The 16,152-nt window shown below is 32.2% G+C and carries 18 protein-coding genes; 11 read left to right on the top strand and 7 right to left on the bottom strand.

All coding sequences use genetic code 11. The annotated features are described in order from the left end of the window. Positions 1-8: 8 nt before the first annotated feature. Positions 9-1,229, top strand: a complete 1,221-nt coding sequence (locus Q0820_RS03905; protein WP_298485280.1) for a bifunctional alpha/beta hydrolase/OsmC family protein — start codon at positions 9-11, stop codon at positions 1,227-1,229. Positions 1,230-1,235: 6 nt separating this feature from the next. Here the strand turns inward: Q0820_RS03905 and Q0820_RS03900 are convergent, their stop codons facing one another. Further along, the gene (locus tag Q0820_RS03900) at positions 1,236-1,751 is read right to left on the bottom strand and encodes an acyl-CoA thioesterase (protein ID WP_298485278.1); all 516 of its coding nucleotides are present in this window, start codon (positions 1,749-1,751) and stop codon (positions 1,236-1,238) included. A gap of 113 nt (positions 1,752-1,864) precedes the next feature. Then, positions 1,865-2,842, bottom strand: a complete 978-nt coding sequence (locus tag Q0820_RS03895) for an SPOR domain-containing protein (protein ID WP_298485276.1) — start codon at positions 2,840-2,842, stop codon at positions 1,865-1,867. Between the two features lie 104 nt (positions 2,843-2,946). On the opposite strand from Q0820_RS03895, the gene dprA reads away from it, so the two are divergent. Together dprA and Q0820_RS03885 are read left to right on the top strand one after the other, a co-directional pair. After that, on the top strand, positions 2,947-4,050 hold the full coding sequence (gene dprA / locus Q0820_RS03890; RefSeq protein ID WP_298485275.1) for a DNA-processing protein DprA: 1,104 nt from the start codon (positions 2,947-2,949) through the stop codon (positions 4,048-4,050). Positions 4,051-4,283: 233 nt separating this feature from the next. Next, entirely contained in the window at positions 4,284-5,039 is a 756-nt protein-coding gene (locus tag Q0820_RS03885; protein WP_298485273.1) for an FKBP-type peptidyl-prolyl cis-trans isomerase, read from the top strand. 120 nt (positions 5,040-5,159) lie between these two features. On the opposite strand, the gene trpS is transcribed toward Q0820_RS03885, so the two are convergent. Further along, positions 5,160-6,128 (bottom strand): tryptophan--tRNA ligase, encoded by a 969-nt coding sequence (trpS, locus tag Q0820_RS03880; RefSeq protein WP_298485272.1) that lies wholly within the window; start codon positions 6,126-6,128, stop codon positions 5,160-5,162. A gap of 105 nt (positions 6,129-6,233) precedes the next feature. Between trpS and Q0820_RS03875 the strand changes: the two genes are divergently transcribed. From Q0820_RS03875 to Q0820_RS03855, 5 genes are all read left to right on the top strand, one after another. Further along, entirely contained in the window at positions 6,234-6,977 is a 744-nt protein-coding gene (locus Q0820_RS03875; RefSeq protein ID WP_298485271.1) for a 1-acyl-sn-glycerol-3-phosphate acyltransferase, read from the top strand. A gap of 58 nt (positions 6,978-7,035) precedes the next feature. Next, on the top strand, positions 7,036-7,611 hold the full coding sequence (locus tag Q0820_RS03870; RefSeq protein WP_298485269.1) for a Crp/Fnr family transcriptional regulator: 576 nt from the start codon (positions 7,036-7,038) through the stop codon (positions 7,609-7,611). 9 nt (positions 7,612-7,620) lie between these two features. Beyond that, positions 7,621-8,316 carry a hypothetical protein gene (locus tag Q0820_RS03865; protein ID WP_298485268.1) on the top strand — a complete coding sequence of 232 codons (696 nt, stop codon included), beginning with the start codon at positions 7,621-7,623 and terminating at the stop codon, positions 8,314-8,316. 85 nt (positions 8,317-8,401) lie between these two features. After that, positions 8,402-8,755 (top strand): YciI family protein, encoded by a 354-nt coding sequence (locus tag Q0820_RS03860; protein ID WP_298485266.1) that lies wholly within the window; start codon positions 8,402-8,404, stop codon positions 8,753-8,755. A 24-nt stretch (positions 8,756-8,779) separates the two neighbouring features. Beyond that, positions 8,780-9,307, top strand: a complete 528-nt coding sequence (locus Q0820_RS03855; protein WP_298485265.1) for a hypothetical protein — start codon at positions 8,780-8,782, stop codon at positions 9,305-9,307. Between the two features lie 50 nt (positions 9,308-9,357). On the opposite strand, the gene Q0820_RS03850 is transcribed toward Q0820_RS03855, so the two are convergent. From Q0820_RS03850 to recA, 4 genes are all read right to left on the bottom strand, one after another. After that, positions 9,358-10,827, bottom strand: a complete 1,470-nt coding sequence (locus Q0820_RS03850) for a hypothetical protein (protein ID WP_298485263.1) — start codon at positions 10,825-10,827, stop codon at positions 9,358-9,360. A gap of 54 nt (positions 10,828-10,881) precedes the next feature. Next, entirely contained in the window at positions 10,882-11,448 is a 567-nt protein-coding gene (locus Q0820_RS03845; protein ID WP_298485261.1) for a sigma-70 family RNA polymerase sigma factor, read from the bottom strand. Positions 11,449-11,470: 22 nt separating this feature from the next. Continuing rightward, a complete protein-coding gene (locus Q0820_RS03840) occupies positions 11,471-11,893 on the bottom strand; it encodes a hypothetical protein (RefSeq protein WP_298485259.1) in 423 nt (140 codons plus the stop codon). Between the two features lie 130 nt (positions 11,894-12,023). Beyond that, positions 12,024-13,028: a recombinase RecA gene (recA, locus tag Q0820_RS03835; protein WP_121064187.1), complete on the bottom strand. Its 1,005-nt coding sequence runs from the start codon at positions 13,026-13,028 to the stop codon at positions 12,024-12,026. A gap of 362 nt (positions 13,029-13,390) precedes the next feature. On the opposite strand from recA, the gene Q0820_RS03830 reads away from it, so the two are divergent. From Q0820_RS03830 to Q0820_RS03820, 3 genes are all read left to right on the top strand, one after another. Next, entirely contained in the window at positions 13,391-14,422 is a 1,032-nt protein-coding gene (locus Q0820_RS03830; protein WP_298485255.1) for a rhodanese-related sulfurtransferase, read from the top strand. Positions 14,423-14,497: 75 nt separating this feature from the next. Then, positions 14,498-15,667 carry a regulatory iron-sulfur-containing complex subunit RicT gene (ricT, locus tag Q0820_RS03825; protein ID WP_298485253.1) on the top strand — a complete coding sequence of 390 codons (1,170 nt, stop codon included), beginning with the start codon at positions 14,498-14,500 and terminating at the stop codon, positions 15,665-15,667. Beyond that, entirely contained in the window at positions 15,660-16,148 is a 489-nt protein-coding gene (locus Q0820_RS03820; RefSeq protein WP_298485251.1) for a gliding motility lipoprotein GldH, read from the top strand. Before ricT ends, Q0820_RS03820 begins: the two co-directional genes overlap by 8 nt. The last annotated feature ends 4 nt before the right edge of the window (positions 16,149-16,152 follow it).

Below are 16,152 nucleotides of genomic sequence, written 5' to 3'. Positions count from 1 at the left end.
AAAGAATCATGAAAAGCATAAAACTCCATATAGTAAACCATAAAGGTTTTAAGTTACAAGCACATCTTGAATTGCCTGCAAACCAAAAGCCTAGTAATTATGCCATTTTTGCACATTGCTTTTCTTGTAATAGTACTTTAAGTGCGGTAAAGAATATTAGTAGAGCTTTAACCAATCATGGTTTTGGTGTTATTCGGTTCGATTTTACGGGCTTGGGTAGGAGCGAGGGAGATTTTGCAGACAGTCATTTTTCTGCAAATGTAGAAGACCTCTTAGCTGTAAATTCTTTTATAACAAAGGAGTACAAGGCACCAAGTTTACTTGTTGGTCATTCTTTGGGAGGTGCAGCAGTACTTGTTGCAGCAAGCAAATTAGAAAACATTAAAGCAGTAGCTACCATTGGTGCGCCTGCAACGGTAGAACATGTTACTCATTTATTTTCTCATGATCCAGAAGAAATTAAAGAAAAAGGAGAGGTTAAAGTACATATAGGAGGTAGGCCTTTTGTTATTAATCAGGAGTTTGTAGATAACTTTAAAAAAACAGATTTACCAGAAATTACTAAAAATTTACGCAAGCCTATTTTGGTAATGCATTCTCCTACAGATACTATAGTTGGAGTAGATAATGCACAGCAAATTTATCATAATGCGCGCCACCCTAAAAGTTTTATTAGCTTAGACGGTGCAGACCATTTACTAACGAATACTAAAGATAGTTTGTATGTTGGTAGTATAATTGGCACATGGGCGCAACGTTATTTTCCTGTAAAAGAAAATGAAATGATTTCTACAGAAGGAGAACAGCTTGTTGGGCATTTAAATTTGATAGAAGATAATTTTACAACCTCTATTCAGACCAAAAAGCATTCTTTTATTGCAGATGAGCCAGAGAGTGTTGGTGGGGACGATTTTGGTCCATCTCCATACGATTTTCTAAGCGCTGGTTTGGCTGCTTGTACGGTTATGACATTAAAAATGTATGCCGAGCGTAAGAAATGGGATTTACAGGAAGTGTTTGTTTACATTACTTATTCTAAAAAGCATAGTGATGATTTAGGAATAGCGGTAGATAAACCTACACGTTTTGATTATTTGGAAAAGAAACTAAAGTTTGTTGGTAATTTAGAGGAAGCTCAAATTCTTAGGCTAAAAGAAATTGCAGCCAAATGTCCAGTACATAAAACATTGCAAAGTAAAGTCATTATAAACACCACAGTTTTAGAATAACTAAAATTATGCGTCCATAAACAAAGCTCTGAGCTCTGTGGCTTCATTTGGCTTCATTTTACCTGCTAGTACAAGGCTAAGTTGTTTTCTTCTTAAAGCACCATTAAAACGCTCCTTTTCAAGTTCTGTCTCCGGAATAAGTTGCGGTACTTTAGTAGGTTTTCCTGTTTCATCTACAGCAACAAAAGTATAAATAGCTTCATTAGCTTTTATTCGTGTACCATTAGAACGGTCTTCTAGCCAAACATCTATATAAACTTCCATTGATGTAGTAAATGCTCTAGAAACCTTAGCTTCTATTGCTAAAATACTTCCTAAAGGAACTGATTTGTTAAAAGCAACATGGTTCACAGACGCAGTTACTGTTACATGACCACTATGACGTCCGGCAGCAATACTTGCTGCTCTATCCATACGGGCTAGTAATTCGCCACCAAATAAATTATTTAAAGCGTTCGTTTCACTTGGGAGAACCATATCTGTATTATAAGTGATGGATGCGCTAGGTTTTTTGGATTGCATGTAATTTATTTTTTACAAAGATACACTCTTATACTGAGGTTATATGTAAATTATTATAACCAAAAGCTTTGTAAAAGAATGGTATTTGTTTGTAAAAAAGAAAGAATTAGTTATTATTTAGCAGAAAATAACCAAGCATCTTTAGCGTGTGTATGCTTAATTTGCTTTAATGTTTTTAAGGCTTCTTCTGTATCTGTAAAATGGTCATAAGACACCATATGTAGGCCGTGTGCATTTGTTCCAAAGTAAGATGCATTGTAACCACGTCTGTTTAATTGTCTTATTTTTTTCTCTGCATTAGTTTTGTATCTAAATGCGCCAGCAACTATATAATGTACCGTTTGGTTTTTGTCAGAATCACCATGTATAGCATTCTTAATAGCAGTAGTTGCATCTAAGGTAATAGAAGGCAACTCTAGTGGAGAAGTTTCAAAAAATGTAGCTTCTTGTATGTGTTTAGAAACTCTTTCTTGTGCTTCTTGTTGTACTAATTGTTTCGTAGTTTCAGATTGTTTGTACCCTCTATAAGCGGTTAATCCTGTAGACAACGCAAGTAAAAATATTGCAGCATATTTTAAATAGGGTCTAAAAGAAGTTGTTTCTCTTTTTTCAGGGGTAATAATAAAAGGTATAGTCTCTTCTAACTGCTCTATCTCTTCTTTTAAAACTTCTCTTGTTATAGAAGCAGAGTTAAAAGATGTAAGACCAAAAGAACTAGTTAAATAATTTACTTTCTCTAATGGTTTAAATTGAATTTTTTCTTCAGCACTTAAAGTTAATTCGCCAATATTTTCAAGGAAAAGTATCTTGTTATTTGTAAGCTCTTCTGTCCATTCTGTAACTACATTTTCAATTTTAGCAAGAATAGCTTCATAAGTAGATTTTTCTGCCTCAGCAATGTACGAAACCAATAAACCATCATTAGTGGTTAACTGTCTGTTAAATGAAATCTCTTTAGTAGGCGGATAAAAAGTATTACTTTCCTCTACCAATTTGGCATTTCTTTTTTGAGTTAAAAAAGCTCCAAAATTTGGAACTGCCACACAGTTATACCTGTACAATAAATCGCTTATATAGTGTTCTAATACCATCGCTACAAAGATTGTAAAAAAATAGATTTATGGAAACTCTTCTCATAACTTTTTATTAACATTATATTTTCGGTATTTTGTGAATAACTAACCATTAATTATAAATGACTACAACTGAATTAATTGCGGTCTTAAGATTGCAAAGAGTGCCCAATATTGGAGACATAACAGCTAAAAAATTAATTGCGCATTGCGAGAGTCCAGAGGCTATTTTTGAAGAAAAATTGCAAAATTTACTAAAAATTGATGGTGTAGGTACCCATACATTAAAGGGCGTATTTGATGCAGAACACTTAGAAGCTGCAGAGGATGAAATGGCGTATATAAAGCGCAATAATCTGGAATACAGCTATTTTATGAATCCCGATTATCCTTCGTATTTAAAACACTGTATAGATAGCCCAATTCTTTTGTTTAAAAGAGGGAAAATAGACCTTGAAAATAGAAAAATCATTAGTGTAGTTGGCACAAGAAATATTACTAGTTATGGTACCGCTTTTTGCGAAGAGTTTATAGAAAAAATTGCGCCATTAGATCCTATAATTGTTAGTGGGTTTGCTTATGGAGTAGATATTTGTGTACAAAAAGCAGCAGTAAAACACGGTTTACAAACTATTGGTTGTTTAGCGCATGGACTAAATCAAATTTACCCAAAAAAGCATGCTAGTTTTGCTCCTGAAATAGAAAAAAATGGTGGGTTCTTAACAGAGTTTTGGAGTACTAGTAATCCTGAAAGAGAGAATTTTTTAAAAAGAAATAGAATAATTGCTGGTATGACAGAGGCTACAGTTGTAATAGAATCTGCAGAAAAAGGGGGTAGCTTAGTCACTGCAGATATTGCTCATAGTTATAGTAGAGATGTTTTTGCAGTTCCAGGAAGAGCAAAAGACAAGTATAGCTTGGGTTGTAATAACCTCATAAAACAACAAAAGGCCCATATGTTAACCTCTGCCGAAGATTTAATTTATTTATTAGATTGGGAGGTAGAGCAAAAGCCTACGCCAATGGTACAAAAACAGCTTTTTGTAGAATTAGAAGATAAAGAACAAGCAATTTATAACTACTTACAAAAGGAAGGAAAACAACTTTTAGATACTATAGCACTGCAATGTAACATTCCTGTGTATAGAGTATCTTCTACATTACTAAATATGGAAATGAAAGGGGTTATTAGACCGCTACCAGGAAAATTATTTGAGGCTATTTAGTTTTTTTACAAACTAAGCAGTCTTTTACATCTCATCTAATTGGTATTTTGTTGTTTTTAGGTGTTTTATATGGATAAAAAACAACAAAAAATCTAGTGCCTTCTTTAAAACAGTATTCTATTTACTTTTTAAAACAAACTATTGGGTTTGTTTTGCTTTTATATTAAATATATGGCGGTAGTATTTTCTGCTTTTTAATTTTAACTATTTTCGCATCAAAATAAATTATAAAAATGAAGAATTTTATCCTTGTTGCAATATTACTACTTGTGGGTGGCAATAGTTATGCCCAAAAGAAAAAAGATTTAATTGCAGAAGTTGCAAAATTAAAGACAGAAGCTAGTGATTTAAAATCTCAACTTCAAGAAATTAAAAAATCTAAGAGTGTAAATTTAGAAGATAGCCTTCATAAGTTTAGTTATGCTTTTGGAGTAGAAATAGGTTCTAACTTAAAAGCTTTAGGGATAGATTCTTTAGCGTATACTATTTTTGCTGTAGCACTGGAAGATGCCATTAACGGAAAAGAAAAAATAACTTCACAGGAAGCCCGTTCTGAAGTACAAAATACTATTCAGGAAATACAAGAAAGGAAAGCAAAAGAATTAAGTAAGGCAGGAGAGCTTTTTTTAGCTGAAAATGCTAAAAGAACAGGAATAGTAACTACGGAAAGTGGCTTACAATACGAAGTTATTAAAGAAGGCAATGGTGCTAAACCAGTAGCTACAGATAAAGTTAAGGTACATTACGAAGGTAAATTAATAGACGGTAAAGTTTTTGATAGTTCTATAGAAAGAGGAGAACCAGTTGTTTTTGGGCTATCGCAAGTTATACCAGGATGGACAGAGGCTTTACAATTAATGCCAACGGGCTCTAAATGGAAGGTATTTATTCCACAAGATATTGCATATGGGCAAAGAGGAGCTGGGGCTTCTATACCTCCTTATTCTGCTTTAATTTTTGATATAGAGTTAATTTCTATTGAAAAGTAAACTACCTTGGGGCAAGCCCACGAGGCATTAGAAGGAAAATTAGCATTGATTTCGGCGCAAGCGTCGGAGCATTTAAATCTCGATTATCGAGTAAAAAACGGATTAAGAGTAAGGGCAAGTCTAGTAGCCTAGTTTTGTTCTTACTCTTTTTAATACACCATCTGCAACCTTGCTAGCTTTTTTTGCTCCTATGGCAAGTGCATCATCTATCTCGTTAAGATTGTTCATGTAGTAATCAAACTTTTCACGAGCTTCTCCAAAGGTATCTACAATAACTTCATATAAAGCTTGCTTTGCATGACCGTAACCATAGTTGCCATTTAGGTAGTTGGCACGCATTTCTGCAATTTGTTCCTCGTTAGCCAAGATTTTATAAAGTGCAAATACATTATCAGTATCAGGATCCTTTGGGTCTTCCATAGGGGTGCTATCTGTTTGGATGCCCATAATTTGTTTACGTAACTTTTTATCTGTTTGGAATAAGTTTATTAAGTTGCCTTTACTTTTACTCATTTTAGCACCATCTGTTCCAGGAATGTACATGGTTTCCTCTTGTACTTTGGCATCGGGTAAAACAAAAGTTTCTCCTAATTTTGCATGGAATCTAGAAGCAACATCACGGGTCATTTCAATATGTTGTAATTGGTCTTTGCCAACTGGTACTATTTCGGCATCATACATAAGAATATCTGCAGCCATTAGCATTGGGTACGTAAATAAACCTGCGTTTACATCATCTAAACGGTCTGCTTTGTCTTTAAAAGAATGCGCAAGAGTTAGCCTTTGGTATGGAAAAAAACAGCTTAAATACCAAGAAAGCTCTGTAACTTGTGGAACATCACTCTGTCTATAAAAAACGGTATTACTAATGTCTAAACCAAATGCTAACCAAGTTGCAGCAACCGCATAGGTATTGTTACGTAACTCTCCTCCACTTTTTATTTGGGTAAGAGAATGCATATCTGCAATAAAAAGAAAAGACTCATTTTTAGAATCGTTTGCCATTTTAATTGCGGGCATAATAGCGCCTAAAATGTTTCCTAAATGTGGTGTTCCTGTACTTTGTATTCCTGTTAAAATTCTAGACATAGCATTATCTGCAAAAGCAGGGCATTTTATTAATAAGTTAAACGTAAGGCAAAGGTAATTTTTTTAATAGAATAGCTCATTACAATTATGTATTTTTGGTTTTATATGATTGTTTTTAAATATATATTCTGGCTTCTATATCGTATTTGGTTTTATGTTTTAGTAGCCATACCAATATTTTTATTTTTTCCTTTCTTGTTATTATTTTCTCTTAAAGAAAAGTGGTATCCTCAGTTTTTTTGGTTGGCAAGAAATTTATGGGCAATACCTATTTTATATGGTATGGGCTGCCCTCCGAGTATAAAGAAAGAACAAAAAATAATAAGAGGAAAAAGTTATATGCTGGTGGCAAACCATACTAGTATGTTAGATATAATGCTTATGCTTTATGTTAGTAAAAATCCTTTTGTTTTTGTTGGAAAAAAAGAGCTCGTAAAAATCCCTGTATTTGGGTTTTTCTATAAGCGAGTATGTATTTTAGTAGATCGCGAAAGCACTAAAAGTAGAACAGGAGTGTATAGAAGAGCGCAAAGAAGATTAGAGCAAGGATTAAGTATTTGCATTTTTCCTGAAGGTGGTGTCCCAGAAGAACATATTGTATTAGATAGTTTTAAGGATGGTGCTTTTAAAATGGCAATTGCACATAAAATTCCTATTGTTCCCATGACATTTTACGATAATAAAAAAAGATTCTCTTTCACTTTTTTTAGTGGTTTTCCAGGGATTACTAAAGCAAAGATTCATTCTTTTTTTGAAACGGGAATATTGGCTGAAGAAGATAAAATTACATTGCGAGAAGAAGTTAGAGACGTGATTTATAAAGAGTTGGTAAAAGCTGAAATTAACTAAATATTACTACTTTAGTTAAGAATAATTGGGTTTTGTTAAGGTGAACCTTTAGATCAAAATGGATAAAACACATTTTTTAAATAGCATTTTTAAAACGGAGAATTTTAGTGCAGAGGAGCTAAAGTTAATAGTAGCGCAATTTGAAGAAGTAGATTTTAATAAGAACGATTATTTAATTGAAAAAGGTAAAGTGGCAAGTTATTATTACTTTTTAGAATCAGGATTTTTACGCTCCTTTACTATAGATACAGAGGGGAATGATATTACAACCAAATTCTTTTCTGTAAATGATATTGTGATAGATTGGCATTCTTATTTCTTAAAAAAGCCATGTAAAGAGTCTATAAAGGCTATAACAGAAGGAAAATGTTGGAAAATTAGCTTTTCTAATTTCATGAAACTATTTAATATAGAAGCTTTTAGAGAGGTAGGAAGAACAAGACTAATAAATAATTATTTTGAGTTAAAAAATCATTCTATATCCGTAATTGCTGATCAGGCAAAGGACAGGTATTTAAATTTATTAAAAGAGAAGCCCTCTATAATTCAAAATGTGCCTTTAAAGTATATTGCTACGTATTTAGGGATTACAGATACATCTTTAAGTAGAATCCGAAAAGAAATTACTTTATAACACTAGCCTATGTTTTCTAATCAAATTCCAATAATTTTTTCTATTCTTTTTTTACTGGCTTTTTTATTTCCTATACTAATGGTAGCTCGTTTAGCAAAAAGAGGAAAGATTAAAAACGGATTTTGGTTGGTTCTTGGCTTTTACATTGTTTATTTAATGATAGTTTCAGTAGCTAGTATTAATGGCTTTTTTGATACTGTAATGTTACCTCCAAAAATTGTAGTTACCACAACACTACCATTAGCAGTATTTGTAACTATAATTTTTAGCACCAAAATATGTAAAAAGGCAAATGCAATTTTAAAACTAGAGCACTTAGTTAAGATTCACATATTTCGTTTAATAGGAGGTACTTTTATTATTCTATATCTTTATGATTTATTACCACCAGCTTTTGCTCTATGTGCTGGTATAGGAGATTTACTTACTGCAGTCTCAAGTGTTTTTGTTGCCAAAGCTATCAGAAATAATAAAAGTTATGCTAATAAGCTTACTTTAATTTGGAATACGTTTGGTCTGGTAGATATTTTAATTACATCTGCTATGGCTATTATCTTTACTAAAATTAGTATAGATAATACTGTTCAGGGTGTAGAGTTTTTGGTGGAATTTCCTTTTTGTTTTATTCCGGCCTTTGCACCGCCAACTATTATTTTTCTTCATCTTTTGGTTTTTCGCAAATTGTCTTGGCTCAAAAAAGCCTAATTTTTATTTCTTGTCATAGGCAAAGTTTTTTGTCTTTTTCCTCTTCTACTTTTGAAGTATTGTTTAACTCTTTAAAATAAAAGAAATGAAAGTAGAGAAAAAATTTATGATGTTATTTAGGTATACTCCTAATCCTAATTACAAACCAACACCAAAAGAAATGGAGCAAATGCGACAAGATTGGGGAGGTTTTATTGGTAATATAGCTATGAAAGAAAAATTAGATAGCACCTACCAATTAGGTTTTGAAGGAAAACAAATAGCTGCTAATTCATCTGTCTTAGATGGAATTCTAATTTCTGATAACAAAACAATTAGTGGAAATATGATTGTTAACGCAAATTCTTTAGAGGAAGCGGTTGAGATGGCTAAAGACAGCCCAATTTTAAAAATGGGAGGTTCTGTTGAGGTTCGTAATATTATACCAATGGATAATTAATATAATTTTTTAAAAATGAAAAAAATGATACTAATAATAATTGCCGTAGCATTAGTTCTGTTTTTAGGCATTGGATTTTATAATGCAAATAAACTACAACAGATTCATATTCAAAAAACAGTACATATTCAATCTGATATACAAACTACTTTTGATAATGTAGTTTACTTAAAAAACTTTACTAAATGGTCACCGTTCTATGAGGCTGATCCAGCTCAAAAAACAAATATTAAAGGCACTGATGGGCAAGTTGGAGCACAATTCCATTGGGAGGGTAACAAAGGAAAAGATTTGGGTTACCAAGAAACAAAGGAAATTGTACCATTAAAGTATATAAAAATGGAATGTGATATTCAAAAACCATTTAAGGCAAATCCAACTTTTGAATATTCTTTTATGCAAACAGGAACTTTAATTAAAGTAACACAAGATTTTAAATTAAAATCGGGCTTTATAGATGCTTTCTTTATGTGGCTTTTTGGAGCAAAAAAAGATATGGAAAAAATGAACGGAAGAGGAATGGAGCTATTAAAAAAAGTCTCTGAAAAGTAATAATATGCTATAATAAAGCGACTTTTATAGTGTTATTAAAGTCGCTTTATTTAAAATTTAAAAATTAGCCCACTATACACACCAATAGAGTAAGGGTTAAATGTTCCTTGTGTATTAGAAAATGTATTTAATTGGTATTTAAACATGGGTTCTACGTTTATTTTTACTTTAGGAGAAAACTTATAATTTAAACCAACTCCTATATTGGTACTAAAGTTTACCGAGTTAATATTGTTTGCCTCTCCTAGCTCCGTAGTTATATCTTGAGAAGATAAAAGAATAGAATTATCTATTAAGAATAAAGAACTTAAACCTCCAATAAAATTTATACCAAACTTAGTATCTAATATAGTATAATTAAGTTCTAAAGGCACTTCTATATAGCCAAATTGTTGCGACATAGAACCTTCTTTAGCAGGGCTTTTAGCAGAAGCGTCTAAAGCAAAACTTTCTTTAGGAGAACTTCTAGGAGTACTATTTGTGTCTGTGCTTAATACTTCTAAACTTGAAGAACTAGTATTATAACTAATAGTATTAATTCTACTTATTGCGCTGTTAAAGTTTGAAGAAAAAAGTACATTATTTGTGTTATATGAATAATCAACTTTATGAACCCCAGAACGTATACTTAACTTTTTGTTTACCTCATATGCCACAGAAAGCCCGTAACTTAAGTTAGTGCTTCCAGATTTGGAGTTAGATACAAACATGGCGTCTACAGGAGAACCGTCTCCAAGAGCATTAAAATAAACAGGAGCTACATTAGGTCCTGCAGACCATCTTTTAGTCGGAGTTTTATTTGCTAATGCTTCTTTTTCTTCTTCTTGCTCTTTAATTTCTTCAAAAATAGATTTTTTGGTTTCTTTTTCTTCAGAAGCTAGTTCGTCCTCTTTAGTCTCTTCCGTTATAATAGTTTCTTGACGGTTATTTGTAGAAGTATTTAAATCCTTTTTGGCAGTATTAACTTCTGCAAGATTGTTAATATTCTTTGTCTCTATAATAGAAGAAGCCTCTTTTTCTTTCTTGGTTTCGGCAATTAAATTGTCTTTAGAAGTGGGTTTTTTTCTATTTACGAATGCATTGGTAATATGCTTATTTGTATTGCTATTGCCATTGTTTTTAAGAATATTATTTTTTGAAACTGTAGTTATGCCATTTTCTTCTTTGGAAGTAGTATTACTAGGCGTTTCCGCAATTTTTGTTGTGGTATTAATTTCTTCTTTTAAGATTAAATTATTCTCTTTTTCTTGGGCATTATTTTTGTCTTTATTAGAATTTGATGTTTCTGTTACAACAGAAGAAGGTATGGTTTGTTTGTTGCTAAAAGGATTCATTAAGAAAAAACCCAATGCAATTATTGCTGCTACGCCACCTAATTTCCACCATAGTGGAATAGCTCTTCGTTTTTTTTCTTTTTCATTTAAAGAAGCCTCTATAGATTGCCAGACTTTTTCGTCTGGCAGCTCCTGGAAGCCTTTAAACTTTTCTTGGAAAAGTTTGTCTAATTTTATTTTACTCATCTTTATACTATCTTATGTCTTATGGTATGCTGGTTTAGGCAAACAAGAGACGTTTTATGCGTTTTCCAATCCAAATATTAAAATTCCTACTATTATAGATTGGGCGGTTTTGGTTTCTATTTTTTCTTTTAATATTAATCTTGCTCTAGCTAGGTTAGATTTTGAGGTACCTACGGTAGTTCCTAAAAGCTCGCTTATTTCTTTATGAGAATACCCATCTAGAACATATAAATTAAAAGTTATTCTATATTTTGATGGTAGTTCTTGAATATAACTTAGTAGTGTTTGTAAACTAATTTCGCTCTCTTCCTGTTCTACCTCTATAATATCTTCTGTGTTTTCTGTAACAGCGTTTAGATATTCTTTTTTTCTGTATTTCTGTAATACCGTATTAACTGTAATTCTTTTTAACCAACCTTCAAAAGAGCCTTTAGATTTATATTGCCCTATTTTTTCATAAATAGTCATAAAACTGTCATGCAAACTATCTTCTGCCTCGGTTTTATTACGAGAGTACTTAAGACAAATGCTAAAAAGTACTGGCGAAAACATGCTATACAATTGAGCCTGGGCCTTTCTATCGTTTTTTTTACATTTATGTATGAGTTCTTCTAGACTCAATTTAAAGTTTGTTTAGTTGTTACTACTCGTTTACTGGCACATCAATTTCTAAATACTCATCTTCTCCTGATGCAGTTTCTCCGAGCCAGAACTTAAAGGTATATGTTTCGTTGTAAAGTACAACAAAATTAAATTCTGCCGTTTGTTCAACCGCTTGTTCTGTACAATCATCGATATCTATACGCTCAGAGCCTACAACAACAACATTACGTATAGTTTGGTCTTCTTTGGTAACATCAAAGCCTTCGTAAGAAGTACAGCCGTTTGGTTTAATAAAGGAAACTTTAATTTGATAGGATTCATTTAAATTAAAAGATTCTGGTAATTGGGCACTTATAATTTGTAAAGGAACAAATTTAAAGTTTGGACTGTCATTATCTACACTACAGTTACTTAGTAAAGTACCTAGAAAAATTATAGCAATAAGGGAAACAAGCCTTTTCATAAGCAAACATTTTATTTTAAGATGTTTGCTTATGCTAAAGGTTGCGTTTTTGCTTTAATATATGGGGAAAAGACTTGTTTTTTCTCGATAATCGAGATTTAAATGCTCTGATAACTTAGCTATACGCTATTTACTTTACAGCATTTATTGCTTCACGAATTTTAGACTCTAATTCTTCAAACAATTCTGGGTTATCTAATATTAATGCTTTTACAGCATCTCTACCTTGACCAAGTTTAGTATCGCCATAGCTAAACCAAGAACCACTTTTCTTTACTATTTCATACTCAACACCAAGGTCAATTAATTCTCCTACTTTAGAAATCCCTTCACCATACATAATATCAAACTCTGTAGTTCTAAAAGGAGGAGCTACTTTATTTTTAACCACTTTTACTCTAGTTTTATTTCCTAGAACATTGCCATCGGTATTTTTAATTTGTGTAGACCTTCTAATATCTAAACGTACAGAAGCATAGAATTTTAAGGCATTACCACCAGTAGTAGTTTCTGGGTTTCCAAACATTACTCCAATTTTTTCACGTAATTGGTTAATAAATATAACCGTACAATTGGTTTTACTAATAGATCCCGTTAGTTTACGTAATGCCTGAGACATAAGCCTTGCATGAAGTCCCATTTTAGAATCTCCCATTTCTCCTTCAATCTCACTTTTTGGAGTTAAAGCAGCAACAGAATCAATTACAACAATATCAATAGCACCAGAACGAATAAGATTATCTGCAATCTCTAAAGCTTGCTCTCCATTATCTGGTTGCGAAATAATTAAGTTATCAATATCTATTCCTAATTTTTCAGCATAAAAACGGTCAAAAGCATGTTCTGCATCAATAAAAGCAGCAATACCGCCATTTTTTTGAGCACCAGCAATAGCATGCAAAGTTAAAGTTGTTTTACCAGAAGATTCTGGACCGTATATTTCTACAATACGACCTCTAGGGTAACCACCAACGCCTAAAGCAATATCAAGACCAAGTGAACCAGACGGAATTACCTCAACATCTTCTATAACACTATCTCCTAATTTCATTACGGAACCTTTACCGTATGTTTTGTCTAATTTATCTAGGGTTAGTTTAAGGGCTTTTAATTTCGCATCTTTTTCAGAACTCATTATCTATTTTTTTAGGCTAGCTAAATTACCAATTCTTTTATCAAAATAACAATCAGGAATTTAATTTTATTAACAGATTTTATGGCTTTAAAAATATTTTTTTGAAGCTTACGCAACCTTTTTTAAAAAATTGCATCTTATAAAAAAAGTATATACTAACTCAATATATAATCTACTGTTTTTAGTGGCAGTAGGCAATGATGACCATCTCCTTTTAGCACTACTCAAAGAATGCTATGAAAAGGATTAATTGGAATGGTCGATAAAGAGTCTTGATTTTTCAAGACTCTTTTTTGTTTCCCTCTATTTAATGTTTAGTTTTGTAGCTTCATAAATCTTTTTAACTTAAAAATTAGTATAGCATGCAACTGTACAATACATTAAGTGCAAAGGAAAGAGCTGCCCTTATTGAAGAGGCAGGTAAGGAGAGACTTACTATTTCTTTCTACAAATATGCACACATAGAAAATACTACTGTTTTTAGAAACCACTTATTTATTACTTGGAATGCGTTAGATGTACTAGGGCGCATTTATGTTGCTAACGAGGGAATAAATGCACAATTATCTGTACCTGCAGAAAATTTTGAAGCATTTAAAAAACATTTAGACAGTATTTCTTTTTTAGAAAACGTGCGTTTAAATATAGCTGTGGAACAAGACAACAAATCGTTCTTAAAACTAAAAGTAAAAGTGCGTAATAAAATTGTAGCAGATGGTCTTGTTGATGATACTTTTGATGTTACAAACAAAGGAATTCATGTTGGTGCAGAGAAATTTAATGAACTTATAGAAGACCCAGATACGGTTTTGGTAGATATGCGTAACCATTACGAAAGCGAAATAGGACACTTTAAAAATGCAATTACACCAGATGTAGATACTTTTAGAGATTCTTTAGATATTATTGAAGAAGATTTAAAAGATCATAAGGAAGATAAAAAATTAGTAATGTATTGTACAGGGGGTATTCGTTGCGAAAAGGCAAGTGCTTATTATAAGCATAAGGGCTTTAAAAATGTGTACCAACTAGAGGGCGGAATAATAGAATATACTAGGCAAGTAAAGGATAAGGACTTAGAAAATAAATTTGTTGGAAAAAACTTTGTTTTTGACCATCGCAGAGGAGAACGTATTTCCGAAGATGTAATTGCGAATTGCCACCAATGTGGTGAACCTTGTGATACTCATGTAAATTGTGCTAATGAAGCTTGCCACTTATTATTTATTCAGTGTCCAACATGTGCAGAAAAAATGAATAATTGCTGTTCAGATGATTGTAAAACAGTACATGAATTGCCTTTTGAAGAACAAAAAAAATTGCGTAAAGGAAAAACGGTAAGCAATAAAATTTTTAAAAAGGGAAGGTCTCCAGTTTTAAAATTTAAAAAATAGTATCTTTACGTTTAAGATTAATATGAACCTTTTTTGAAAAGCAATTTTCTTGTTTTTCAAATCTAGATATAAAATATGGGTTGCAGTAGTTGTTCAACCGGTAAGGACGGACAACCAAAGGGATGTAAGAACAACGGTACTTGCGGAACAGATGGTTGTAATAAATTAACGGTTTTTGATTGGCTTTCCAACATGTCACTCCCAAATGGGGAAAAACCTTTTGACTTTGTTGAAGTACGTTTTAAAAATAGCCGAAAAGAATTTTTTAAAAACACAGAGAGTTTAACACTTTCTATAGGAGATATAGTTGCTACACAAGCACAATCTGGTCATGATATAGGCATGGTAACTCTTACAGGAGAATTGGTAAGAGTACAAATGAAAAAGAAGAAAGCCGCTTTTTCTGGAGAAGAAGTATGTAAAGTATATCGTAAAGCATCTCAAAAAGATATTGATATTTGGCAAAAATGTAGAGATCGTGAAGAAGAAATAAAAAAGCGAGCTCGCGAAATAGCAATTGTTTTAAAATTGCAAATGAAAATCTCTGACGTAGAATTTCAGGGAGATGGTTCTAAGGCTACTTTTTATTATACAGCAGAAGAACGTGTAGATTTCCGTCAGCTTATAAAAGACATGGCAAAAGCCTTTGGTATTCGTATAGAAATGCGCCAAATAGGATATAGACAAGAAGCGCAGCGTTTAGGAGGTGTAGGTTCTTGTGGTAGAGAATTATGTTGCTCTACTTGGTTAACAGATTTTAGGTCGGTAAGTACTTCCGCAGCTCGTTACCAACAATTATCATTAAATCCGCAAAAACTAGCTGGGCAATGTGGTAAGCTTAAGTGTTGTCTTAACTATGAATTAGACACGTATTTAGATGCATTAAAAGGTTTTCCTGGGCAAGACACAAAACTTTATACAGAAAAAGGTCTTGCATACTGTCAAAAAACAGATATTTTTAAAGGTTTATTATGGTTTACATACAAGGATGAGCCATCTAACTGGCATGTACTTTCTAAAGACCAAGTAAAAGAGATATTAGAAAAAAACAAGAAAAAAGAAAAAGTTGCTAGTTTAGAAGAATACGCAGCAGATAATATAATAGAAGAAAAAGTTGTTTTTGAAAATGTAGTTGGGCAAGATAGTCTTACACGTTTTGATCAACCAAAACGTAAAAGCAATAAAAATAGAAACAGAAATAAGAAAAGAAGAAATAATAAAAATAGAAAACCCAAAAATGCTTAGGTCTTTTTCCCTTTCCATTATAATACTTTTGCTTCTTGTGTCTTGTAATGACACTACAATAAAATCTGAATATCAAAGCTTAAAAGATGCTAGTTGGCATAAAAACGATACTATTACTTTTAATTTTTCAGAGTTAGATACTATAGCAAAGCACCATATTTTTATTAATGTAAGAAACGATCAAAACTACCCGTATAGTAACCTTTTCTTAATAACAGAGTTAAATTACCCTAACGGCGATGTTGTAAAAGATACCTTAGAGTATAATATGGCTTTACCAGACGGTACCTGGCTAGGAAAAGGAAAAGGAAGTTTAAAAGAAAGCAAATTATGGTTTAGAGAAAACATCGTTTTTCCTTCTTCTGGCGTATATACTTTACAAATAGTACACGCTATGCGTAAAAACGGCACTATACCTGGTGTAGTAGATTTAGAAGGCATAACCGATGTTGGTTTCCAAATAGAAAAAAGCAAACAGTAAACTA

The organism is uncultured Maribacter sp. (genome assembly GCF_947495965.1).
Lineage (GTDB): Bacteria > Bacteroidota > Bacteroidia > Flavobacteriales > Flavobacteriaceae > Maribacter_B.
The sequence above is the reverse complement of the archived record's forward strand: the minus strand, read 5'-3'. Positions and strand labels throughout refer to the sequence as shown.

Coding starts and splice junctions, on each gene's coding strand:
- Q0820_RS03905 (WP_298485280.1), top strand. CDS start 9: ATGAAAAGCATAAAACTCCATATAGTAAACCATAAAGGTTTTAAGTTA.
- Q0820_RS03900 (WP_298485278.1), bottom strand. CDS start 1,751: ATGCAATCCAAAAAACCTAGCGCATCCATCACTTATAATACAGATATG.
- Q0820_RS03895 (WP_298485276.1), bottom strand. CDS start 2,842: ATGGTATTAGAACACTATATAAGCGATTTATTGTACAGGTATAACTGT.
- dprA (WP_298485275.1), top strand. CDS start 2,947: ATGACTACAACTGAATTAATTGCGGTCTTAAGATTGCAAAGAGTGCCC.
- Q0820_RS03885 (WP_298485273.1), top strand. CDS start 4,284: ATGAAGAATTTTATCCTTGTTGCAATATTACTACTTGTGGGTGGCAAT.
- trpS (WP_298485272.1), bottom strand. CDS start 6,128: ATGTCTAGAATTTTAACAGGAATACAAAGTACAGGAACACCACATTTA.
- Q0820_RS03875 (WP_298485271.1), top strand. CDS start 6,234: ATGATTGTTTTTAAATATATATTCTGGCTTCTATATCGTATTTGGTTT.
- Q0820_RS03870 (WP_298485269.1), top strand. CDS start 7,036: ATGGATAAAACACATTTTTTAAATAGCATTTTTAAAACGGAGAATTTT.
- Q0820_RS03865 (WP_298485268.1), top strand. CDS start 7,621: ATGTTTTCTAATCAAATTCCAATAATTTTTTCTATTCTTTTTTTACTG.
- Q0820_RS03860 (WP_298485266.1), top strand. CDS start 8,402: ATGAAAGTAGAGAAAAAATTTATGATGTTATTTAGGTATACTCCTAAT.
- Q0820_RS03855 (WP_298485265.1), top strand. CDS start 8,780: ATGATACTAATAATAATTGCCGTAGCATTAGTTCTGTTTTTAGGCATT.
- Q0820_RS03850 (WP_298485263.1), bottom strand. CDS start 10,827: ATGAGTAAAATAAAATTAGACAAACTTTTCCAAGAAAAGTTTAAAGGC.
- Q0820_RS03840 (WP_298485259.1), bottom strand. CDS start 11,893: ATGAAAAGGCTTGTTTCCCTTATTGCTATAATTTTTCTAGGTACTTTA.
- recA (WP_121064187.1), bottom strand. CDS start 13,028: ATGAGTTCTGAAAAAGATGCGAAATTAAAAGCCCTTAAACTAACCCTA.
- Q0820_RS03830 (WP_298485255.1), top strand. CDS start 13,391: ATGCAACTGTACAATACATTAAGTGCAAAGGAAAGAGCTGCCCTTATT.
- ricT (WP_298485253.1), top strand. CDS start 14,498: ATGGGTTGCAGTAGTTGTTCAACCGGTAAGGACGGACAACCAAAGGGA.
- Q0820_RS03820 (WP_298485251.1), top strand. CDS start 15,660: ATGCTTAGGTCTTTTTCCCTTTCCATTATAATACTTTTGCTTCTTGTG.